Origin of the sequence: Enterobacter sp. DTU_2021_1002640_1_SI_PRY_ASU_LCPMC_013, assembly GCF_032389435.1 — a bacterium.
Taxonomy (GTDB): domain Bacteria; phylum Pseudomonadota; class Gammaproteobacteria; order Enterobacterales; family Enterobacteriaceae; genus Enterobacter; species Enterobacter hormaechei_C.
Genome location: NZ_CP135594.1, coordinates 720,177 through 741,297 on the forward strand (window position 1 = coordinate 720,177; position 21,121 = coordinate 741,297).

Annotated in this window: 17 protein-coding genes and 1 riboswitch; of the genes, 5 read left to right on the plus strand and 12 right to left on the minus strand. The window is 56.6% G+C overall.

What is annotated here, in order from left to right:
* Positions 1 to 6: 6 nt before the first annotated feature.
* The 7 genes from rapA to araB form a co-directional block, all read right to left on the minus strand.
* Positions 7 to 2,913 carry an RNA polymerase-associated protein RapA gene (rapA, locus tag RS584_RS03500; RefSeq protein ID WP_015572654.1) on the minus strand — a complete coding sequence of 969 codons (2,907 nt, stop codon included), beginning with the start codon at positions 2,911 to 2,913 and terminating at the stop codon, positions 7 to 9.
* Between the two features lie 127 nt (positions 2,914 to 3,040).
* Positions 3,041 to 5,398 (minus strand): DNA polymerase II, encoded by a 2,358-nt coding sequence (polB, locus tag RS584_RS03505; RefSeq protein WP_315748940.1) that lies wholly within the window; start codon positions 5,396 to 5,398, stop codon positions 3,041 to 3,043.
* Between the two features lie 84 nt (positions 5,399 to 5,482).
* The gene (locus tag RS584_RS03510; RefSeq protein ID WP_315748941.1) at positions 5,483 to 5,899 is read right to left on the minus strand and encodes a hypothetical protein; all 417 of its coding nucleotides are present in this window, start codon (positions 5,897 to 5,899) and stop codon (positions 5,483 to 5,485) included.
* 5 nt (positions 5,900 to 5,904) lie between these two features.
* A complete protein-coding gene (locus RS584_RS03515; protein WP_315748942.1) occupies positions 5,905 to 6,753 on the minus strand; it encodes a hypothetical protein in 849 nt (282 codons plus the stop codon).
* Positions 6,754 to 6,882: 129 nt separating this feature from the next.
* Positions 6,883 to 7,578 (minus strand): L-ribulose-5-phosphate 4-epimerase, encoded by a 696-nt coding sequence (gene araD / locus RS584_RS03520; RefSeq protein WP_315748943.1) that lies wholly within the window; start codon positions 7,576 to 7,578, stop codon positions 6,883 to 6,885.
* An 86-nt stretch (positions 7,579 to 7,664) separates the two neighbouring features.
* Entirely contained in the window at positions 7,665 to 9,167 is a 1,503-nt protein-coding gene (gene araA / locus RS584_RS03525; protein WP_315748944.1) for an L-arabinose isomerase, read from the minus strand.
* A 10-nt stretch (positions 9,168 to 9,177) separates the two neighbouring features.
* A complete protein-coding gene (araB, locus tag RS584_RS03530) occupies positions 9,178 to 10,887 on the minus strand; it encodes a ribulokinase (RefSeq protein ID WP_126498699.1) in 1,710 nt (569 codons plus the stop codon).
* Positions 10,888 to 11,223: 336 nt separating this feature from the next.
* On the opposite strand from araB, the gene araC reads away from it, so the two are divergent.
* Both araC and RS584_RS03540 read left to right on the plus strand, forming a co-directional pair.
* Positions 11,224 to 12,069, plus strand: coding sequence for an arabinose operon transcriptional regulator AraC (gene araC / locus RS584_RS03535; RefSeq protein WP_315748945.1), 846 nt, complete (start codon positions 11,224 to 11,226; stop codon positions 12,067 to 12,069).
* A gap of 118 nt (positions 12,070 to 12,187) precedes the next feature.
* Positions 12,188 to 12,955, plus strand: a complete 768-nt coding sequence (locus RS584_RS03540) for a DedA family protein (protein ID WP_315748946.1) — start codon at positions 12,188 to 12,190, stop codon at positions 12,953 to 12,955.
* Positions 12,956 to 13,432: 477 nt separating this feature from the next.
* On the opposite strand, the gene thiQ is transcribed toward RS584_RS03540, so the two are convergent.
* The 4 genes from thiQ to sgrR all read right to left on the minus strand — a co-directional run bounded on the left by thiQ (position 13,433) and on the right by sgrR (position 18,511).
* Positions 13,433 to 14,134, minus strand: coding sequence for a thiamine ABC transporter ATP-binding protein ThiQ (thiQ, locus tag RS584_RS03545; RefSeq protein ID WP_017383795.1), 702 nt, complete (start codon positions 14,132 to 14,134; stop codon positions 13,433 to 13,435).
* Positions 14,118 to 15,728 (minus strand): thiamine/thiamine pyrophosphate ABC transporter permease ThiP, encoded by a 1,611-nt coding sequence (gene thiP / locus RS584_RS03550; protein ID WP_058700284.1) that lies wholly within the window; start codon positions 15,726 to 15,728, stop codon positions 14,118 to 14,120. The genes thiQ and thiP overlap by 17 nt, the downstream gene beginning before the upstream one ends.
* Positions 15,704 to 16,687 carry a thiamine ABC transporter substrate binding subunit gene (gene thiB, locus RS584_RS03555; RefSeq protein ID WP_032647227.1) on the minus strand — a complete coding sequence of 328 codons (984 nt, stop codon included), beginning with the start codon at positions 16,685 to 16,687 and terminating at the stop codon, positions 15,704 to 15,706. Before thiB ends, thiP begins: the two co-directional genes overlap by 25 nt.
* Before the next feature lie 31 nt (positions 16,688 to 16,718).
* Positions 16,719 to 16,819, minus strand: a riboswitch (TPP riboswitch).
* Between the two features lie 36 nt (positions 16,820 to 16,855).
* Positions 16,856 to 18,511: an HTH-type transcriptional regulator SgrR gene (gene sgrR / locus RS584_RS03560; protein ID WP_315748947.1), complete on the minus strand. Its 1,656-nt coding sequence runs from the start codon at positions 18,509 to 18,511 to the stop codon at positions 16,856 to 16,858.
* Between the two features lie 88 nt (positions 18,512 to 18,599).
* On the opposite strand from sgrR, the gene sgrT reads away from it, so the two are divergent.
* From sgrT to RS584_RS03575, 3 genes are all read left to right on the plus strand, one after another.
* On the plus strand, positions 18,600 to 18,752 hold the full coding sequence (sgrT, locus tag RS584_RS03565) for a glucose uptake inhibitor SgrT (protein WP_003856388.1): 153 nt from the start codon (positions 18,600 to 18,602) through the stop codon (positions 18,750 to 18,752).
* Between the two features lie 121 nt (positions 18,753 to 18,873).
* A complete protein-coding gene (locus RS584_RS03570; RefSeq protein ID WP_315748948.1) occupies positions 18,874 to 20,052 on the plus strand; it encodes a sugar efflux transporter in 1,179 nt (392 codons plus the stop codon).
* 216 nt (positions 20,053 to 20,268) lie between these two features.
* Entirely contained in the window at positions 20,269 to 20,421 is a 153-nt protein-coding gene (locus RS584_RS03575) for a Hok/Gef family protein (protein ID WP_010427008.1), read from the plus strand.
* A 92-nt stretch (positions 20,422 to 20,513) separates the two neighbouring features.
* Here RS584_RS03575 and leuD read toward each other — a convergent pair whose 3' ends face one another.
* Positions 20,514 to 21,119 (minus strand): 3-isopropylmalate dehydratase small subunit, encoded by a 606-nt coding sequence (gene leuD, locus RS584_RS03580; protein WP_315748949.1) that lies wholly within the window; start codon positions 21,117 to 21,119, stop codon positions 20,514 to 20,516.
* Between the last annotated feature and the right edge of the window lie 2 nt (positions 21,120 to 21,121).

Consider the following 21,121-nt stretch of genomic DNA (forward strand, 5'->3'; position numbering starts at 1 on the left):
CTCCGCTTACTGATGCGTCACAACGATAAGACGCAGGGCGTCGAGACGCCATCCCGCCTGATTCAGGCTTTCCAGCACCTGCTGGCGGTTGCTCTCAATGGCGGCCAGCTCATCGTCACGAATGTTAGGGTTCACTGCTTTCAACGCTTCCAGACGCGACAGCTCGGCAGAAAGCTTCTCATCGGCTTCGCTACGCGCCGCATCGATCAGCACTCTGGCCGCTTTTTCGGCCTGGGCTTCACCCAGTTGCAGAATGGCATGCACGTCCTGCTGCACCGCATTCACCAGCTTGCTGCCGGTATGGCGGTTCACCGCGCTCAGCTGACGGTTGAAGCTTTCAAACTCCACCTGGCCGGCCAGGTTCGTACCGTTTTTATCCAGCAGCAGACGCACCGGAGTTGGCGGCAGGAAGCGGTTAAGCTGAAGCTGTTTCGGCGCCTGCGCTTCCACAACGTAGATCAGCTCCACCAGCAGCGTGCCCACAGGCAAGGCTTTGTTCTTCAACAGGGAGATGGTGCTGCTGCCGGTATCGCCGGAGAGGATCAGATCCAGACCGTTGCGGATCAGCGGGTGCTCCCAGGTGATGAACTGTGCATCTTCGCGGGAAAGCGCCACATCACGCTCAAAGGTGATGGTGCAGCCGTCTTCCGGCAGGCCCGGGAAATCCGGCACCAGCATATGATCGGACGGGGTCAGCACGATCATGTTCTCGCCGCGATCGTCCTGGTTAATGCCGACGATGTCGAACAGGTTCATGGAGAAGCTGATCAGGCTGGTGTCATCGTCCTGTTCTTCGATACTTTCGGCCAGCTGCTGCGCTTTTTCACCGCCGTTGGAGTGGATCTCCAGCAGGCGATCGCGACCCTGCTCCAGCTGAGCTTTCAGCGCATCGTGCTTCTCTCGACAGGATTTGATCAGCTCATCAAAGCCCTCGGTGTTTTCCGGCGCCGCAAGGTAACCGATCAGATCGCTATGCACCTGGTCATAAATGGTGCGGCCGGTCGGGCAGGTATGTTCAAACGCATCCAGGCCTTCGTGGTACCAGCGAACCAGAACGGACTGGGCGGTTTTCTCCAGATACGGAACGTGGATCTGAATATCGTGCGCCTGACCGATACGATCCAGACGGCCGATACGCTGCTCCAGCAGATCCGGGTTAAACGGCAGATCGAACATCACCAGATTGCTGGCGAACTGGAAGTTACGGCCTTCAGAACCGATTTCGGAGCACAGCAGAACTTGCGCGCCGCTGTCCTCTTCACTAAACCACGCCGCAGCGCGGTCGCGCTCGATAATAGACATGCCTTCATGGAACACGGCGGCGCGAATACCTTCGCGCTCGCGCAGCACTTGTTCAAGTTGCAGGGCGGTGGCTGCCTTGGCGCAGATCACCAGCACCTTCCGGGAACGGTGCGCGGTCAGATAACCCATTAACCACTCCACGCGCGGATCGAAGTTCCACCAGGTGCCAGTGTCGCCTTCAAATTCCTGATAAATTTGCTCCGGGTAGAGCATATCGCGCGCGCGATCTTCCGCTGATTTACGGGTGCCCATAATGCCGGAGACTTTAATCGCCGTCTGGTACTGGGTCGGCAGCGGCAGTTTGATGGTGTGCAGCTCGCGTTTCGGGAAGCCTTTCACGCCGTTACGGGTGTTGCGGAACAGCACGCGGCTGGTGCCGTGACGGTCCATCAGCATGTCGATCAGCTCTTTACGCGCAGATCCCGCATTATCGCTGTCGCTGTTCGCGGCCTGAAGCAGCGGCTCAATATCCTGCTCGCCGATCAGATCGCTGAGAGTGTTAAGTTCATCATTAGAGAGACGATTACCGGCCAGCAGCAGCGCGACGGCGTCCGCCACCGGACGGTAGTTTTTCTGCTCTTCAACAAACTGCTCAAAATCGTGGAAACGGTTCGGATCGAGCAGGCGCAGACGGGCGAAGTGGCTCTCAAGACCCAGCTGCTCCGGGGTGGCGGTCAGAAGCAGAACGCCCGGTACGCGCTCGGCAAGCTGCTCAATCGCCATGTATTCACGGCTTGGCGCATCTTCGCTCCAGACGAGGTGGTGTGCTTCGTCGACGACCATCAGATCCCATTCAGCGTCGCACAGGTGCTCCAGGCGCTGCTTGCTGCGGCGTACGAAGTCCAGGGAGCAGATCACCAGCTGTTCGGTTTCAAACGGGTTGTCCGCGTCGTGCTGGGCTTCGGCATAGCGCTCGTCGTCGAACAGGGAGAAGCGCAGGTTAAAGCGGCGCAGCATCTCGACCAGCCACTGGTGTTGCAGCGTTTCCGGCACCACAATCAGCACGCGCTCGGCAGCGCCAGAGAGCAGCTGCTGGTGCAGGATCATGCCTGCTTCGATGGTTTTACCCAGGCCCACTTCGTCAGCCAGCAGCACGCGAGGCGCATGGCGACGGCCCACGTCATGGGCGATATTCAGCTGATGGGGAATAAGGCTGGTACGCTGGCCGCGCAGGCCGCTCCACGGCATGCGGTACTGTTCACTCTGGAACTTACGCGCGCGGTAGCGCAGGGAGAAGCGATCCATTCGGTCGATTTGCCCGGCAAACAGACGGTCCTGCGGCTTGCTGAAAACCAGTTTGCTGTCGAGCAGCACTTCACGCAGGATAACATTCGTCTCGTCGGTATCAAGACGCGTTCCAATGTAGGCGAGCAGTCCATTCTCTTCTTTTACGTCTTCAACCTTCAGCTGCCAGCCTTCGTGGCTGGTCACGGTGTCGCCCGGATTGAACATTACGCGGGTAACAGGGGAGTCATTGCGAGCGTACAGGCGGTTTTCACCGGTAGCAGGGAAAAGGAGGGTAACCATGCGCGCATCGACGGCAACGACGGTTCCTAATCCAAGTTCGCTTTCTGTATCGCTGATCCAGCGTTGACCAAGTGTAAAAGGCATAGTTGTTCGGCTCTAATCTTTAATTGCAGGCAATAGTTCGACCCCGTCAAAAAAGACGGTCATCGAAAAATGGGTCCGGGAATGGAAAGGGCGCTATGGTACTGGATGGCAACGGTTTCGTCACGCGTCAAAATAGCCCAAGTTGTCCTGTCACTAGTGTAGCAAAGTCGTCATTGATGAACGGTAAAATTCCCTCCGCAACCGGCTGAAGCTGGCGGGTCAGGTAGTGATCGTAATCAAGCGGAGACTGCTGGTAATCAACGGGTTCCGGGCCGTTAGTTGTCCAGACGTATTTGATCGTACCCCGGTTCTGATACTGCGGCGCACGGCCCCGGCGAACATTCTCTTCATCCGCCAGCCGCGCGGCGCGTACGTGGGGAGGAACGTTACGTTGATATTCGGCCAGCGGGCGGCGCAGGCGCTTGCGATACACCAGCTGGTCATCCAGTTCACCCGCCATCAGGCTGGCGATGGTGTCGCGTACGTAGTCCTGATAGGGCTCGTTGCGAAACACCCGCAGGTAGAGGGTTTGCTGGAACTGCTGCGCCAGCGGCGTCCAGTCGGTGCGCACCGTCTCCAGCCCTTTAAAGACCATCCGCTGCGTGTCACCTTCCTGAATCAGCCCGGCGTAGCGCTTCTTGCTGCCCTGGTCGGTTCCGCGAATGGTCGGCATTAAAAAGCGGGCAAAATGGGTTTCAAACTCCAGCTCTAACGCGCTGGTTAACCGCTCTTTTTGCAAATTTTCGCGCCACCAGTCGTTCACGTAGGCGACCAGTTCTTTGCCGATTTGCGCGGCGTCGTCTTCTGAATGGGCCGCTTTCAGCCAGACAAAGGTGGAGTCGGTATCGCCATAAATAACGTCATAGCCCCGGGATTCAATCAGCGCTTTGGTCTGGCGCATAATGTCGTGCCCGCGCATGGTGATGGAAGACGCCAGCCGGGGATCAAAGAAGCGGCAGGCGCTGGTACCCAGCACGCCGTAAAAGGCGTTCATAATGATTTTCAGCGCCTGTGAGAGCGGCTTGTTGCCGTGGCGTTTCGCCTCGTCGCGGCCGTGCCAGATGTTTCCCACAATTTCGGGCAGGCAGTGTTTTTTCCGCGAGAAGCGAGCTCCAAGATACCCTTCGGTGCTGTGCGCATCGTCTGGCTGGGCCATCCCCTCCACCAGCCCCACCGGATCAATCAGAAACGTGCGGATAATTGACGGGTACAGGCTTTTATAATCCAGCACCAGCACCGAGTCATACAGTCCGGGCCGTGAATCCATCACGTAACCGCCAGGGCTGGCCTGCGGCGGCACGTCGCCGAGATTAGGGGCGACATAGCCCGCCCGGTGCATCCGCGGGAAATAGAGGTGGCTGAAGGCCGCTACCGAGCCGCCGTGCCTGTCGACCGCGAGACCGTTCACCGTTGCGCGTTCCAGCAGGAACGGCATGATCTCGGTTTTGTGGAAAATCTGCGTCACCAGCTCGCAATCCTTCAGGTTATAGGTAGCGAGCGCCGGTTTATCCTCGTTAAAGCGCCGGTCGATCTCGTCCATTCGGTCCCAGGGATTGTCGATGGATTTACCTTCGCCGAGCAGTTCCTGGGCGACCGCTTCCAGCGAGAAGGAAGAGAAGTTCCAGAAGGCGGATTTCAGCGCCTCGATGCCGTCGATAATCAGGCGACCATTGGCCTGTGCAAAGAATACGCCGTTCTTAAAACCGTGCTCACGCCACTCCAGCTCACTGTTGCCGCGCCCCAGAATCAGCGGGATACGGTAACGCTCGGCATGTTTTTGCAGCACGCGCAGGTCAAACTGCACTACGTTCCAGCCGATCAGAACATCCGGATCGTGCTCGGCAAACCAGTGGTTAAGCTTCTCCAGCAGTTGCGGGCGGCTGTTGACGTACTCCAGATTAAAATCCAGCGCGGACGCATCGCCGTTCGGCGGCCCGAGCATATAGACAACCCGCTGCCCACAGCCTTCCAGGCCAATGCAGTACAGTTCGCCGTGGCGGGTGGTTTCGATATCCAGCGACACCCACTTTAGCGGCGGGCGATAGTGCGGATTAGGCTTCAGGCGCGCGTTAACGATCCTGCCGTTTTGCGCGGCGCCATCTACCCAGACGGGGGCGGTGATAAACCGCTCCATCAGAAAGCGTTCAGACGGGCGAATGTCGGCCTCGTAAAGCGTCACGCCCGCTTCACGGAGCAGTTTTTCATAGCGCATTAACTGGCGATGGGCGCGGCAGTAGAGGCCGTAAACCGGCTGGCGGTGGAAATCTTTCAGCTGAAGCGGCGTAAGGCGCCAGTTGTTTTCGCCGCGTAGCAGTTGTTTCACTTTCTCGACGTGAGCTTCAGGAATAAAGGCCACGGACTCCTGCGGCGGGAGCGTAACGTTTAGTGGGCCGTTGTCCGTTGCCAGCCAGAATTCAACCTCAGTACCCTGAGGGGTATCCCGCCAGTGTCTGGTCAGTAAAAAGCCTTCTTGCGCCTGCGTCACGGCGTTATCCCATAAAACAAAACCAGGCCTGATTATAGCCTGGTTTTGTTAGGTTTACTGATTTTTTATACAGTGTTTTTTCTATCAAGTTTCAAAAAATTCTAATTCCAACGTTTTTTCTTTCTGGAAAATGCAGTATCGCTGGTAGTTGTCAGAGAAGTCATTTTTATCATTATATAACCATGAGCAGTCATACTTATTTAAACCCTCAAGCATTTCAAGAAAAGCAATAAGGTCTTGTTTCTTTTCGAGGGTATTATTAATATCAGTCCAGGTAATGATAACTCTTGTTTGTTGGTTATCAGGGTTGTAATCATAGCTGTAAACGCTATTATTCGAAATAAAGGGTAATTTTTTTAAAGTTGCAGGAGTGTATAGCCAAAAAGAGAAGGTATTATCTTGGGTGTAATTATGATGGCCTGTGGTCAGAATAAACCATGCGTAACTTACGAAAGCAGGGAATAACAATGCGAGCAGTAATAAAAAGAGTTGTTTTTTCACAGGTTCTATCCTGAATAAGGCTGATGCGGGTTTAACAGGAAGAATATTGGACGCTCAAATGGGTCATCTGAGTAATTAAATTCACTTACAGAGGAGAATGAGCTATATAACTCATGATTTATACGTGTAGATTCCTTAAAGAAGTTTTTAACAGGTTGGTCTTTGAAATTGTTTATAAAGAAATTATGATATTCCTGAGTAAGCGGCTTAATATAGCTTAGCCATGAAGGGAATTCTTTTTTTATCGGATAACCATATTTCATTGGTGGTTCTGTTGGGAACAACAAAGGTGAAAATTGGGTATTTTTGTAGTGTCCGAGGGGAGCATACGAATCCCATACCTGAAGCGCTGTTTCATAAGAAACTGGTTCGGCTAACCATAAAGGATCGGGACCCTTTCCAAATACACGGTAGAATCCTACTAAATCTGAAATTAGATCCTCCGCACTATATCCACTATCTGTATACCAGTTGAAGAGAATCGAATTCTGCCATGCTTCGAATCTTTTAGCAGTACTGTACATAATTGTGAGTGCTACTCGTGCTTTTACCCGTGGCGATAAACATGCTTTTACCATAACTTGTGTGCTTACGCCTGTTCGTAAAGAAATTTTCCTATCTAAAATCTTCACGTTTTTTCCCATTTCTTGGTGATATGAAACGGGATAGTACCATTCATCAAATTCTTCGAAGTATTCAGCGAATGTTTCATTGTCTAATTTAGTTTTCAAAGCTCTGGCGTCATTCCCCTGAGCGTGACCCAGATCAATCCAGCCTAATTTTTTTGTGTATATTAGTCCATGTTTACTGGTTGTTGCAAAAAGACCATCGGTAATATCATTTCTAGTGCTCATGCTCACCTCCATTTGTATGTTTTTTATAACAAAGAGAGGTGTGTAAAACAAATATGTTATTTTTATTCGTTAGGATAACGTATTCTTTATATATATAAAGGCATCTGCGTAGCAGATGCCTTTGAATCTTTACTGCCCGTAGTAGGCTTTCGCACCATGCTTACGCAGGTAATGCTTATCCAGCAGGGTTTGCTGCATATCCGGCAGCTGCGGTGCCAGCTGGCGGCAGAAGATCCCCATATAGGCGACTTCCTCCAGCACGATCGCGTTGTGCACCGCGTCCTCCGCGTTTTTACCCCAGGCAAACGGGCCGTGGGAGTGCACCAGCACGCCGGGCATTTGCGCCGCGTCGATTCCCTGTTTTTCGAAGGTTTCGACAATCACGTTCCCCGTTTCCCATTCGTACTCACCGCCGATCTCCGCATCGGTCATCAGACGCGTGCAGGGAATGGTGCCGTAAAAGTAGTCCGCGTGGGTGGTGCCGGTGGCCGGAATAGGCTGGCCCGCCTGCGCCCAGATGGTCGCGTGACGCGAATGGGTATGCACAATCCCGCCGATGGTCGGGAAGGCCTGATACAGCAGGCGATGAGTGGGCGTATCGGAGGAGGGCTTTTTATTGCCTTGAACCACTACACCCGTTTCGATGCTGACCACCACCATATCTTCTGCGGTCATCACCGTGTAATCCACGCCGGAAGGCTTGATCACGAACACGCCTTTTTCCCGGTCAACGGCGCTGACGTTGCCCCATGTCAGGGTCACGAGGTTATGTTTTGGCAGCGCCAGGTTGGCTTCGAGTACCTGACGTTTGAGATCTTCTAACATTGTCGTCTCCTGCCGGATGGCGCTGCGCTTATCCGGCCTACAGAACCGTAGGCCCGGTAAACGAAGTGCCACCGGGCATTCAGGGCTTAACGTTTTGAACCGTAATAGACTTCGTTCCAGCGCAGCGCGTCTTTAAAGGCTGGCAGACGGGTGTCGTTATCAATCACGGTCAGTTCGATGTCGTGCAGCTCGGCAAACTGACGCATATCGTTCAGGTCAAGCGCGTGGCTGAATACGGTGTGGTGCGCGCCGCCGGCCAGGATCCAGGCTTCCGACGCGGTAGGCAGGTCAGGCTGTGCTTTCCACAGGGCGTTGGCGACCGGCAGTTTCGGCAGAGAGTGTGGCGTTTCAACCGCATCGACGCAGTTCACCAGCAGGCGGAAACGATCGCCCAGATCGATCAGGCTGGCGTTGATGGCCGGGCCGGTACGGGTGTTGAAGATCAGACGAGCCGGATCGGCTTTACCGCCAATGCCGAGGTACTGCACGTCCAGGATCGGCTTCTCTTCCACCGCGATAGAAGGGCACACTTCCAGCATGTGCGAGCCGAGCACCAGGTCGTTGCCGTTCTCGAAGTGGTAGGTGTAGTCCTCCATAAAGGAGGTGCCGCCCTGTAGACCGGTCGACATCACCTTCATGATGCGAAGCAGAGCGGCAGTTTTCCAGTCGCCTTCGCCCGCAAAGCCGTAGCCCTGCTGCATCAGACGTTGTACCGCCAGACCCGGGAGCTGTTTCAGGCCGTGGAGATCTTCAAAGGTGGTGGTGAAGGCATGGAAGCCGCCCTGTTCCAGAAAACGCTTCATGCCCAGCTCAATACGTGCGGCATCCAGCACGTTCTGGCGCTTGTCACCGTTGACCTGTGCCGCAGGCGTCAGGCGATAGCTGCTTTCGTACTCGTCCACCAGCGCGTTAACGTCGCCATCGCTGATGTCATTCACCACCTGCACCAGGTCGCCCACCGCCCAGGTGTTGACGGAGAAGCCAAATTTAATCTGCGCGGCCACTTTATCACCGTCGGTGACCGCCACTTCGCGCATGTTGTCGCCGAAACGCACCACTTTCAGGTGGCGGGTATCCTGCTTAGATACCGCCTGACGCATCCAGGAGCCAATGCGTTTTTGTGCCTGACCGTCCTGCCAGTGCCCGGTCACTACGGCATGCTGTTGACGCATGCGCGCGCCGATGAAGCCGAACTCGCGGCCGCCGTGCGCGGTCTGGTTCAGGTTCATGAAGTCCATGTCGATGCTGTCCCACGGCAGGGAGGCGTTGAACTGCGTGTGGAATTGCAGCAGCGGTTTGTTGAGGATAGTCAGGCCGTTGATCCACATTTTGGCTGGCGAGAAGGTGTGCAGCCACACCACCAGGCCAGCGCATTTGTCATCGTAATTGGCATCGCGGCAAATGTTGGTGATTTCGTCCGGGGTGGTACCCAGCGGCTTCAGCACCAGTTTGCACGGCAGTTTGGCTTCCGCGTTCAGCGCATTCACAACGTGCTCCGCGTGTTTCGTCACCTGCTGCAACGCTTCCGGTCCGTACAAATGCTGGCTGCCAATCACAAACCACACTTCATAATTATTAAAAATGGTCATTATCGTGTCCTTAATGTGTCAGGGTTGCCGTAGTATCCGCGGTGCTTTTGGCCGGGGCGGCGACAGGGAGATAGTGAAGTTCGGCGCTTTTTGCCCATTGCTGGTAGCGCTGATAAAGCTGTTCAAAGCGTTGTGCCTGCTGAGTCTGCGGCTGGAGCGTACTTTCGACGGCGCTCGCCATATGCTGTTGCGCGGTCGGGATATCCGCATGTACGCCTGCGGCCACGGCAGCGAAAATCGCGGCGCCCAGCGCACAGCACTGATCGGAGGCCACAATTTGCAGCGGCCGGTTCAGCACGTCGCAGCAGGCCTGCATAATCACCGGGTTTTTACGGGCGATGCCGCCCAGCGCCATCACGTTGTTCACGTCAATGCCCTGCCCGGTGAAGCACTCCATAATGGCGCGCGCGCCGAACGCGGTGGCGGCGATCAGGCCGCCAAACAGCGCGGGCGCGTCGGTCGCGAGGTTGAGATCGGTAATCACTCCTTTCAGACGCTGGTTGGCAAACGGCGTACGACGGCCGTTGAACCAGTCCAGCACCACCGGCAGGTGGTCGAGGGACGGATTTTTTGCCCAGGCTTCGGTGAGCTGCGGCAGGAGCTGTTTTTTGCTGTCGGCAATCTGCGTTTTCAGTTCAGGATGCGCGGCTGCCAACCGATCCAGCGGCCAGCCGAGCACGCGACCAAACCAGGCGTAGATGTCACCGAAGGCGGACTGGCCCGCTTCAAGGCCGATAAAATCGGGTACCACGCTGCCGTCAACCTGACCGCAGATGCCTTTCACCGCGCGGTCGCCGACGCTGGCTTTATCTGCCGTCAGAATGTCACAGGTGGAGGTGCCGATAACTTTCACCAGCGTGTTGGGCTGCGCACCCGCGCCCACGGCACCCATATGGCAGTCAAACGCGCCGCCGGAAATGGTCACGTTTTGCGGCAGACCGAGGCGTTTCGCCCACTCTTCGCAGAGCGTGCCGACCGGAATATCGGCGGTGAAGGTGTCGGTAAACAGCGGGTATGTCAGGTTTTTGTTGATGATCGGGTCGAGTTCATCGAAGAACGCTGCCGGAGGCAGCCCCCCCCAGCTTTCATGCCACAGCGATTTATGCCCGGCGCTGCAACGGCCGCGGCGGATATCCTGCGGGCGAGTGGTGCCGGAGAGCAGGGCGGGAACCCAGTCGCATAGCTCAATCCATGATGCCGCTGCCTGTGCGACCGACGCGTCCGCGCGGGTAACGTGCAGGATCTTGGCCCAGAACCACTCGCTGGAGTAAATTCCGCCGATATACCGTGAGTAGTCAGTTTTGCCCGGCTGATGGCATAAGCGGGTGATGGCTTCCGCCTCTTCCACGGCGGTATGGTCTTTCCACAGCACAAACATGGCGTTCGGGTTGTCAGCAAACTCCGGTCGCAGCGCCAGTACGCGGCCTTCGGCATCGACAGGGGCAGGCGTTGAGCCGGTGCTGTCGACGCCAATCCCCACGACATCGGCCCGCTGGGCGTCCGTCAACTCCGCCAGCACGGTTTTGATCGCCGCTTCCATTGATTCAATGTAATCACGCGGGTGGTGGCGGAACTGGTTGTTCGGCGCGTCGCAGTAGCGCCCCTCTTGCCAGCGCGGATACCACTCAACGCTGGTTGCTATCTCCAGGCCAGTCGTACAGTCCACTGCCAGCGCGCGAACTGAGTCGCTGCCAAAATCGAGGCCAATTGCAATTGCCATGGTGTTGCTCCATCCAAAAAACAGGTATGGAAGAACATTAGAGACTGGGGACAAAAATCGTCAGGCAGGATCCGCTAATCTTATGGACTAAATTGCTGTAGCCACGCAAAGTGTGACGCCGTGCAAATATTCGATGTGGACATTTCTGCCGCACTTATAGACACTTTTGTTACTGCTTATCTGCCCGTACTGGCGGAGAAATCAGGGGAAAAGGCTGAAACATGGCGGACGTAAAAGAGGCGTGATGCTTTTTGGATCTTTTCGCGGGCCATTTTATACTGCTTTTATCGATATGGACAATTGGTTTCCTTCAGGACCCTTGGGAGAACTGAATCTATGGCCGAACCGCAAAACGATCCCTTACTGCCGGGCTACTCATTTAACGCCCATCTGGTGGCGGGGCTGACGCCAATTGAGGCCGAGGGATATCTCGATTTTTACGTCGATCGCCCTCTTGGCATGAAGGGATATATCCTCAACCTGACCGTACGCGGAGAAGGGGTCGTCAAAAACGGGGATCAGCAGTTTATCTGCCGCCCCGGTGATATGCTGCTGTTCCCGCCGGGGGAGATCCACCACTACGGGCGCCATCCGGATGCCAAAGAGTGGTATCACCAGTGGGTCTATTTCCGTCCGCGCGCCTACTGGCAGGAGTGGCTCTCGTGGCCGGCCATTTTCGCCCATACCGGTTTATATCGCCCGGATGAGGCGCATCTGTCGCAGTTCCGTGAGCTGTTCGCACAGATTATTGAGGCAGGGCAGGCGGGAGGGCGCTACGCCGAACTGCTGGCCATCAACCTGCTTGAACAGGTGCTGCTGCGCCGCATGGAGGCCATCAACGAGTCGCTTAATCCGCCGCTGGACAACCGCGTCCGCGACGCCTGCCAGTACATCAGCGACCACCTTGCCGACAGCCAGTTTGATATTGCCAGCGTCGCCCAGCATGTGTGTCTGTCGCCGTCACGGCTCTCTCATCTGTTCCGCCAGCAGCTTGGCGTGAGTGTACTCAGCTGGCGTGAGGATCAGCGCATCAGCCAGGCGAAACTGCTGCTCAGCACCACCCGAATGCCTATCGCCACCGTCGGGCGTAATGTCGGCTTTGAAGATCAGCTCTATTTCTCTCGCGTGTTTAAGAAGTGCACCGGTGCCAGCCCGAGCGAATTCCGTGCGGGATGTGAATAATCGGTAAACATTCAGGTGAACTTCAGGCGCATCTTGTAAACTATTCAGACAATTGATGCCTTGACGCGGTGCAGGGCGCTAAGCAGAATCGCTGATTCGTTTTCTGACCGGAATAGTTATGCAGGCATTGCTGGAACATTTTATTACCCAGTCCGTTATGTATTCGCTCATCGCCGTGGCGCTGGTGGCGTTTCTGGAGTCGCTGGCGCTGGTCGGGCTGATCCTGCCCGGCACCGTGATGATGGCGGGGCTTGGGGCGCTTATCGGCAGCGGCGAGGTCAATTTCTGGCAGGCGTGGATGGCCGGTATCATCGGTTGTTTGCTGGGGGACTGGATCTCCTTCTGGCTGGGCTGGCGCTTTAAGAAGCCGCTGCACCGCTGGTCGTTCATGAAAAAAAACAAAACGCTGCTGGATAAAACCGAGCACGCGCTGCACCAGCACAGCATGTTCACCATCCTCGTGGGGCGCTTCGTTGGCCCAACGCGCCCGCTGGTGCCGATGGTGGCCGGGATGCTGGATCTGCCCGTCGCGAAGTTTGTGGTGCCGAACATCATCGGCTGCGTCTTCTGGCCGCCGTTCTACTTCCTGCCGGGGATCCTGGCGGGTGCGGCCATCGATATTCCTGATGGTATGCAAAGCGGTGAGTTCAAGTGGCTGCTGCTGGGAACGGCGGTCCTGCTGTGGCTGGCGGTCTGGCTCTGCTGGCGCCTGTGGCGCAGCGCGAAAGCCAGTGTTGATCGCCTGACGCGCTATCTTCCGTGCTCTCGTCTTTTGTGGCTGGCCCCGCTGACGCTGGGAGTGGCCGTGGTGGCGCTGATCGCGCTGATCCGCCACCCGCTGATGCCGGTGTACGGCGAGATCCTGTTGAAGGTGGTGAGCCGTTAAGGTGTTTTCCCTCTGCCTGTGGGCTAAGGGTTCCCCACAAAATAATGCCTGCACAGACGGCCCCCTCTCCCTTGAGGGAGAGGGCCGGGGTGAGGGGGAACATACAGCTCTGGTGGTCATTCCGTTCACTTTATGTTCCTTGCTACTCTGTCACGACATGGTAGGTGAACGTGCCAGGGTGGCTCAGTCGCCGCCACCCTGGCGACCCGGGCTTCCGGCGGGAAATCGCCGCTTCGCGGTGCCTTCGGCTTATTCCTTCCGGCTTATCGGGGACGGGCGGAGGTAACATCCCTGTAAAGCCCGCCCTCTCGGCGCATCCCTGCGCCTCGCCCCGGCCTACAGGAAACGCCTCAGCGATTTACAGCCGGACCAAGGCATCGCTGAAAGCCCTCAGTTATTCTGAAGGCAACGTTATCGCTTTTGCTTTCAAATTACTGGGGATCCCTCTCCCTGTGGGAGAGGACCAGGGTGAGGGCATCAGACCTCACGAATACCTAAAAGTGAAGACGCCCCCGCCTTACCACTCAGAAGTTCTTCTGTTTCCCCATCCCACAAAATACGTCCCTCCGCGATCACTACCGATCGCGGCGCGATGCGTGCGGCATCTTCGATGCTATGCGAAACCATCAGCATCGTCAGTTGCTCGCGCTCGCAAACCTCCTCAACCAGCGAGAGCATCTCCTGACGCAGGGCCGGGTCGAGCGCCGAAAAGGGTTCGTCGAGCAGCAGCAGCGGCTGCTTGCGCACCAGACAGCGTGCCAGCGCCACGCGCTGGCGCTGGCCGCCGGAAAGCTCACCCGGTAGTCTGTTGATAAACGCAGCCAGGCCCATTTGTTCGGCGATCGCCTCCAGCGTCTGACGCTGCGCAACACTGAGTTTTAACCCCGGATCCATACCCAGCGCGATGTTCTGCCACACCGTAAGATGATTGAACAGATTGTTTTCCTGGAACAGCATCGACACCGGGCGCTTAGCCGGCGGAGCGTAGGTATACTCGCCATTATCAATGACGATCGACCCGCTGGCAGGCTGCAAAAAACCGGCAATCAGATTGAGCAGGGTACTTTTTCCGGCCCCGCTGGGGCCAAGTACTGCGATTCGCTCTCCCTGACGAACGGAGAGGGTAAAACGCATTGGCAGGTGCTCATAAAGCCAGGTTACATCAGTCAGTTTTAACATCACGCCCCGGAAGTTTTTCGATAACGGTAAATAACGCAAAGCACAGCAGCAACAGGAGCAGCGCCGTGACGGCGCCGTCCTGGCTACGATAGGAGCCAATTTGCTGATAAAGCCAGAACGGCAGCGTGCGGAAATCCTCGTTGCCAAAGAGGGCCACAACGCCAAAATCGCCAATCGACAGCACGCAGGCAAACGCCAGCGCCTGAGCCAGCGGACGCTTTAGCGCGCGCAGTTCGACCACCTTCAGACGCTGCCAGCCCTGCATGCCCAGCGACTGACACAGCAAACTGTAGCGGCTGTTGACGTCGCGCATCGGGTTTTCCAGCACCTTGAGCGCGTAAGGGATAGCCATCAGCGCGTTGGTAAAAATGACGATGCCGTCGGCGCTTTCCGGCAGGCCGATGGTGCTGTTGAACAGTAAAAAGAATCCGGTCGCCAGCACAATGCCCGGCATCGCCAGGATCAGCATACCCGTCAGCTCCAGCGCGTGTCCGGCTTTACGGGCATGACGCGCGTACAGCTCGCGGCTGCTCCAGAGCAGCATCATGGTCAGGATCACGCACAGCAGCCCGGCTGCCAGCGCAATGCGCAATGAGGTCCACGTCGCCTGCCACAGGACAGGCTGTTGCAGTACCGACAACACATTGCGATTCAGACCATCAACGATAACGGCCAGCAGCGGGGGCAGCAGAAGCAGGAGTGCCAGCGCGATCAGCATAAAATCCGCGACGCGGCTGTGCAGGCTGTCCTGCGGATCGCGCCAGCCTGTCAAGTGATTGCTGCCTGTGGGGATCGCTTTACTCAGCCGCTGGCTGAGTAACACCAGCGCCAGGCAGCAGACCATCTGCACCATCGCCAGCAGTGCGGCGCGGCCCGGATCGTAGTCGTAACTTAAGGCCTGATAGATCGCCAGCTCAATGGTGGTGGCCTGCGGCCCGCCGCCGAGAGAAAGCACGGTCGCGAAGCTGGCGAAGCAGAGCATAAAGATTAGCGCGGCCACCGGGGCAATCTGGCGTCGCAGCCACGGCCATTCGACAAAGCGGAAGAACGACCAGCCACGCATGCCAAGCTGGGCGGCAATCTGGCGCTGCTCACCGGGAATGTTTTCCAGCGCCTGTAAAAAGAGGCGCGTCGCCATCGGCATATTGAAGAAGATATGCGCCAGCAGAATGCCTTTCAGGCCGTAAGGGGAAAAGGTCCATTCCAGACCAAGCAGGTTGAAGAGGGATGCCAGCCAGCCCTGCCGACCGTAGACGCTCAGAATACCGAACACCGCCACCAGCACGGGCAGGATCAGCGTCATCGCGCACAGCCGCAGCAGGGCAAGCCTGCCGGGGAAACGTCTGCGATAGAGGGCGCGTGCAAGGAAAATGGCCGGGATCGTCGACAGCAGCGCGGAGAGAAACGCCTGCCAGAAGGAGAAACGGATGACGTGCCAGAGATAGCTGTCGTGCCAGAGGGCGAGCAGATCGCTCTCTGGCGCGTTAAACCACAGCGCAAGGAATGCACCCAGGCTGACGACCACCATCAGTATGGCGGCGAGCAGCCCGGGAACTAACCAGCCGGGGATCAGCGGCTGACGGCGCGTTGCCATTCACTAATCCATGCGGCGCGCTGGGCGGCAACCTGCTGCGGCGTAAATTCCAGTGAGGTTTGCGGCTTGTTTAGCTGCTCAAAGCCTGCCGGCAGCGCAACGTCAGTGACCGGGTACATCCAGTTTCCTGTCGGAATAGCATTCTGGAATGCCGGGGAGACCATAAATTTCAGGAATTTTTCGGCAAGCTCGGGCTGTTTGCTCGCGGCGGTGCGGGCGGCCACTTCCACCTGCAAATAATGCCCTTCAGCAAAGTTCGCGGCGGCGTAGTTATCCTTCTTCTCGGCGATAATGTGGTAGGCCGGAGAGGTAGTGTAGCTCAGCACCAGATCGCTTTCGCCTTTCAGGAATAGGCCGTAGGCTTCGCTCCAGCCTTTGGTGACGGTAACGGTTTTCGCGGCCAGCTTCTGCCACGCTTCCGGCGTTTTATCCCCGTAGACTTTCTGCATCCACAATAGCAGCCCCAGACCCGGCGTGCTGGTACGCGGATCTTCATAAATTACGCGCCATTTCTGGTCACTTTCGACCAGCTCTTTCAGGCTTTTGGGCGGATTCTTCAGCTTGTTTTTATCGTAGACAAACGCAAAGTAGCCGTAATCAAAGGGAACGAAGGTGTCGTTTTTCCAGCCGCCCGGTACGTTGACGGCATCTGACGCCACACCGCTTTTGGCGAACAGTCTGGTTTGGGTGGCGGCTTCCAGCAGGTTGTTATCCAGCCCGAGCACCACGTCGGCTTTGCTGTTTTTGCCTTCCATGCGCAGCCGGTTAAGCAGAGAGACACCATCTTCCAGCGCCACGAATTTCAGCTCGCAGTTGCAGTCGGCTTCAAAGGCTTTTTTAACCACCGGGCCGGGGCCCCAGTCGGCGGAGAAGGAGTCGTAGGTGTAGACCGTCAGAACAGGCTTTGCAAAAACAGGCAGCGCAAACAGCGCCAGCAGAGGAAGAACGTTTTTTAACACTTTGCACCTCAGGGTTGAGTGGCAAAGGATTTTGAGAGACAGCCTCAAATCCCTTCGCCGGCGTTATCCGGATCAGGTTCGACGGGTATTATCTCAGCGCACATCTGTGATGCAGCACCCCGTTGAGAACGGCGCTATTGTAATGATTTGGTGAATATTACGAAAGCGTTATGGCTCCGGCGGCGCAAACCAGGCGGATTTAAAATCAAACCAGCCCAGGGTATTCATCCGAAGGCCGCGCATGCTGCGCTGTCCCTGGATCATCAGCCAGTGGTGGATCAGCGGCACGATCGCCTGTTCGGCAAGTAAAGCCTGGCACCACGTGGCTAAATTCATCTCGCCCGCGCGCCACAAGGCGGCGTCCTGCTGCCAGTCTCGATCGATGCAGTGCTGGATCAGCGGGACTTCATACAGGTGCGAGAAGAGCGAGAAATCGAGCGGCAGGGTGAAATTGGCGCTGTTCAGCCAGATATCGCTGGTGATATCTCCCTGGTGCCATTCGTCATAGTCAACTTCTTTGACCTCCAGCGTTACCCCTTCGGCCGCCAGCAGTCGGGTCATGATTCTGGCAATAAAGCGATGCTCCACATGCTCGCGATAGTAGGTCAGGGTGATGGACTCCAGCCCTGCGGGCTTTTCGCTACGCGCTGGACGCGCGTGGTGCCAGCGTGGAAGCAGGCCGTACGCCGGGAACCACCATGCCTGGTACTGAACGTCGGCATGATAAATCAGATTCGCAGGGGCCAGAATGTGGCTGATCCACTCACGCACCTCGTGATTTGCGCCGCGATGGGTGCGGCGGTCAAACAGCAGATAATAACAGCCCTCTTCAAGGCGGCTTTCGACGGCCTTTTCACCCGTTGTCGGCCCTTCCAGCGTCAGCCCGGCGCTCAGCTCTTCATTGAGGTCCGGCAACACCCAGACGTTCACTTCGTCGATAAGCGCCCGGTAGCCAAAATAGTCATCAAACGCGCGGATCTTCAGTTGGTTATTGTTATTACGCGAGACAGAGTAGGGGCCCGTACCAATCGGCTGGCTGGAAAAATTGTTCAGTGATCGCCACTCGGCAGGCAGGATCATTGATGGCACGTAGCCCAGAAGCCACGGAAGCCATTTGTCCGGCTGCGAAAGCTCAATATCCAGCGTCCAGGCCGTTGGGGAGTGGATCCGCGTGATATGCGAATAGAGCGGCAGCGTGCGGGCGCGCTCTAAAGAGGCGATAACGTCGCGCATCTCCAGCTCGCGTCCATGGTGGAAATGAATGCCGGGGCGTAGAAAGAAGCGCCAGTGCAGCGGAGACACCTGTTGCCAGTGATGGGCAATATCCGCTTCCAGTTCCCCGTTTTCCTCATTTATCCGCGTCAGACCGCTGAATATCTGCCGGGCCATGTGGGTTTCAGAGCGACGTAACGCCGTACCGGGCAACAGATTTTTCATTGGGCGGTAGTAAAGTACCCGCAGAATGTGGCGTCCCTGACGAAAGCTGCGTCCCAGATGCGAGACCAGCATCTGGCGCACGGCGGCTTTGTCGCCCACCAGCTGGACCAGCTGATCGATGCGGTCCTGCTCCAGCAGATCCTCCGCTCGCTGTTGCTGTAACGCCAGGCCGGTATAAAGGAAAGTCAGGCGCGAACGCTTGCCGCGTCCGGCTTCGGCCTCCCAGTTTAGCCAGCCCTGCTGCTGCATGGTATTAAGGAGCGTGCGCATATGACGCCGGGAGCAGTTGAGGAGCTCGGCCAGCTCGTTCAGCGTGGTCTCCTGCGATTGCCCCTCGCAGCACTGCCAGAGGCGGATAAATTGTTGTTGCAGACGACCGGAAGGCATAAAAGGGGAACTCCTGACAAAAAATCAGCAATTTATTAATCCCTATATTAAGCCAATAATCCTTTTCGATGAAGCGAGGAGGTAAATTATGAAGAGGTCTACCGCACGTCAGTTTTATCAGCACTATTTTTCAGCGACAAAGGGAGTGTCCTGGCTGGCCCGCCAGTGCGCAGAGCAGCGGCTGAGAATACTGGAAGATCTGATGCAGTGGGACGTTACGAAACCGACCTCTTCTCGCTAACTCGCCTCGATCATGTGTGACTGAGTATTGGTGCTAATCACCCGCCAGCAAAATGTTTTTTGCTGGCTTTTTTCGTTTACTATTTCACCCAATTTCGATTCGCTTTCATAAGGACTTCCGCATGCTCTGGTTGATGACGATGGGGCGACGCCTGAATGGCGTGTACGCCGCTTTTATGCTGGTGGCCTTCATGATGGGCGTGGCCGGCGCGCTACAGGCGCCGACGTTGAGCCTGTTTCTCAGCCGCGAGGTGGGGGCGCAGCCGTTTTGGGTGGGCCTGTTCTACACCGTCAACGCCATTGCCGGGATCCTCGTCAGCCTGTGGCTGGCGAAACGATCCGACAGCCAGGGCGATCGCCGTAAGCTGATCCTCTTTTGTTGCGCCATGGCCGTGGGCAACGCGCTGCTGTTTGCCTTCAACCGCCATTACCTGACGCTCATTACCTGCGGCGTGCTGCTGGCCTCTCTGGCGAACACCGCCATGCCGCAACTGTTCGCCCTGGCCCGGGAGTACGCCGACAGCTCGGCGAGGGAAGTGGTGATGTTCAGCTCGGTGATGCGTGCGCAGCTCTCTCTCGCGTGGGTCATCGGTCCGCCGCTGGCGTTTATGCTGGCGCTGAACTACGGCTTCACCACCATGTTTTCCATCGCGGCGGGGATTTTTGTCATTAGCCTGGCGCTGATAGCCTTTGCGCTGCCATCGGTGGCGCGCGTAGAGCAGGTGACGGACAAGCCCATCACGCAGGTGAGCGGCTGGCAGGATAAAAACGTCCGCATGTTGTTTATCGCCTCCACGCTGATGTGGACATGCAACACCATGTACATTATTGATATGCCGCTGTGGATCAGCAGCGATCTGGGACTGCCCGACAAGCTGGCGGGTATTCTGATGGGCACCGCTGCCGGGCTGGAGATCCCGGCGATGATTCTGGCGGGTTACTACGTCAAACGTTTCGGAAAGCGTCGGATGATGGTCGTCGCCGTGGCGGCCGGGGTACTGTTCTACGCGGGGCTGATCCTGTTCCATTCGCGTGAAGCCTTGCTGGCGTTACAGCTGTTTAACGCGGTGTTTATCGGAATCGTTGCCGGGATAGGCATGCTCTGGTTCCAGGATTTAATGCCGGGGCGCGCAGGCTCCGCGACCACGCTGTTTACCAACAGTATCTCTACCGGCGTGATTCTGGCTGGGGTGATTCAGGGGGCACTGTCGCAAAGCTATGGGCATGCATCCGTGTACTGGGTGATCGCAGCGATTTCGATTGTCACGCTGGTGTTGACGTGTCGGGTAAAAGACGTTTGATTCTGGAAGGCGGCTTCACGAAATGAAACGATTTTCTGACAGGCGCCGAGAAGGCGCATAGAGTGCGTGGCGGGTGCTTGAGGCTGTTTGCCTCAGGCTTTCGCAAGAGGCAAACAGTGGAGAGTCCCACATCAAAAAACTGATGGGGAGACAAACTTCACAACGATCATTGCGAGGTTAGTCTCTTCATTGCCGAAAAGCAATAAGGAGGCTGGAATGCCAAAACGTACTCTGCTGTTAGGTTTGTTTCTGATCTGTACGACGCTGTTGATCTTCACCTGGATGGTGCGCGACTCGCTGTGTGAGCTGCACTTCAGACAGGAGAAAACAGAGCTGGCGGCAGTGTTGGCTTACGAAGCAAAACGTTAGCGGTATTGGCGGGGGAAGGTTCCCCGCCTCTCCAGAGTGGTTGAGCCTCAACGCACCCTTATCAATGGCCCGCGCACCGCGGGCCATTGCCTTTAGCCCATAAACGCGGGCTGTTTTTTCTCGTATGCGGAGATAGCATCTTCGTGCTGCAACGTCAGGCCAATGCTGTCCAGCCCGTTCAGCATGCAGTGGCGACGGAAGGCGTCAATGCTGAAGCTGTAGGTTTTGTCACCCGCTTTGACCACTTCCGCTTCCAGATCAACCTCAAACGACATTCCCGGATTTGCCTGCACCAGCGTAAACAGCTCATCAACCTCTTCATCGCTCAGCGTCACCGGCAGCAGCTGGTTATTGAAGCTGTTGCCGTAGAAGATATCCGCGAAGCTCGGGGCGATAACCACCTTAAAGCCGTAGTCGGTCAATGCCCATGGCGCATGTTCACGCGACGATCCGCAGCCGAAGTTTTCCCGCGCCAGCAGAATGGATGCCCCTTTGTATTCCGGAAAGTTCAGGACGAACTCCGGGTTGGGCACTTCGCCTTTATCGTCGAGGAAACGCCAGTCGTTGAACAGATGCGCACCAAAACCCGTGCGCGTCACTTTCTGCAAAAACTGCTTAGGAATGATCGCGTCGGTATCGACGTTAGCGGCGTCCAGAGGGACAACCCGGCCCGTATGTTGGGTAAATTTCTCTGCCATGA

What these genes read in the sequence shown, in the direction of transcription:
- araD (WP_315748943.1), bottom strand. Translation starts at nt 7,578, where the DNA reads ATGTTAGAAGATCTCAAACGTCAGGTACTCGAAGCCAACCTGGCGCTG.
- araC (WP_315748945.1), top strand. Translation starts at nt 11,224, where the DNA reads ATGGCCGAACCGCAAAACGATCCCTTACTGCCGGGCTACTCATTTAAC.
- RS584_RS03570 (WP_315748948.1), top strand. Translation starts at nt 18,874, where the DNA reads ATGCTCTGGTTGATGACGATGGGGCGACGCCTGAATGGCGTGTACGCC.
- leuD (WP_315748949.1), bottom strand. Translation starts at nt 21,119, where the DNA reads ATGGCAGAGAAATTTACCCAACATACGGGCCGGGTTGTCCCTCTGGAC.
- araA (WP_315748944.1), bottom strand. Translation starts at nt 9,167, where the DNA reads ATGACCATTTTTAATAATTATGAAGTGTGGTTTGTGATTGGCAGCCAG.
- RS584_RS03540 (WP_315748946.1), top strand. Translation starts at nt 12,188, where the DNA reads ATGCAGGCATTGCTGGAACATTTTATTACCCAGTCCGTTATGTATTCG.
- sgrR (WP_315748947.1), bottom strand. Translation starts at nt 18,511, where the DNA reads ATGCCTTCCGGTCGTCTGCAACAACAATTTATCCGCCTCTGGCAGTGC.
- thiQ (WP_017383795.1), bottom strand. Translation starts at nt 14,134, where the DNA reads ATGTTAAAACTGACTGATGTAACCTGGCTTTATGAGCACCTGCCAATG.
- RS584_RS03515 (WP_315748942.1), bottom strand. Translation starts at nt 6,753, where the DNA reads ATGAGCACTAGAAATGATATTACCGATGGTCTTTTTGCAACAACCAGT.
- rapA (WP_015572654.1), bottom strand. Translation starts at nt 2,913, where the DNA reads ATGCCTTTTACACTTGGTCAACGCTGGATCAGCGATACAGAAAGCGAA.
- sgrT (WP_003856388.1), top strand. Translation starts at nt 18,600, where the DNA reads ATGAAGAGGTCTACCGCACGTCAGTTTTATCAGCACTATTTTTCAGCG.
- araB (WP_126498699.1), bottom strand. Translation starts at nt 10,887, where the DNA reads ATGGCAATTGCAATTGGCCTCGATTTTGGCAGCGACTCAGTTCGCGCG.
- RS584_RS03575 (WP_010427008.1), top strand. Translation starts at nt 20,269, where the DNA reads ATGCCAAAACGTACTCTGCTGTTAGGTTTGTTTCTGATCTGTACGACG.
- thiP (WP_058700284.1), bottom strand. Translation starts at nt 15,728, where the DNA reads ATGGCAACGCGCCGTCAGCCGCTGATCCCCGGCTGGTTAGTTCCCGGG.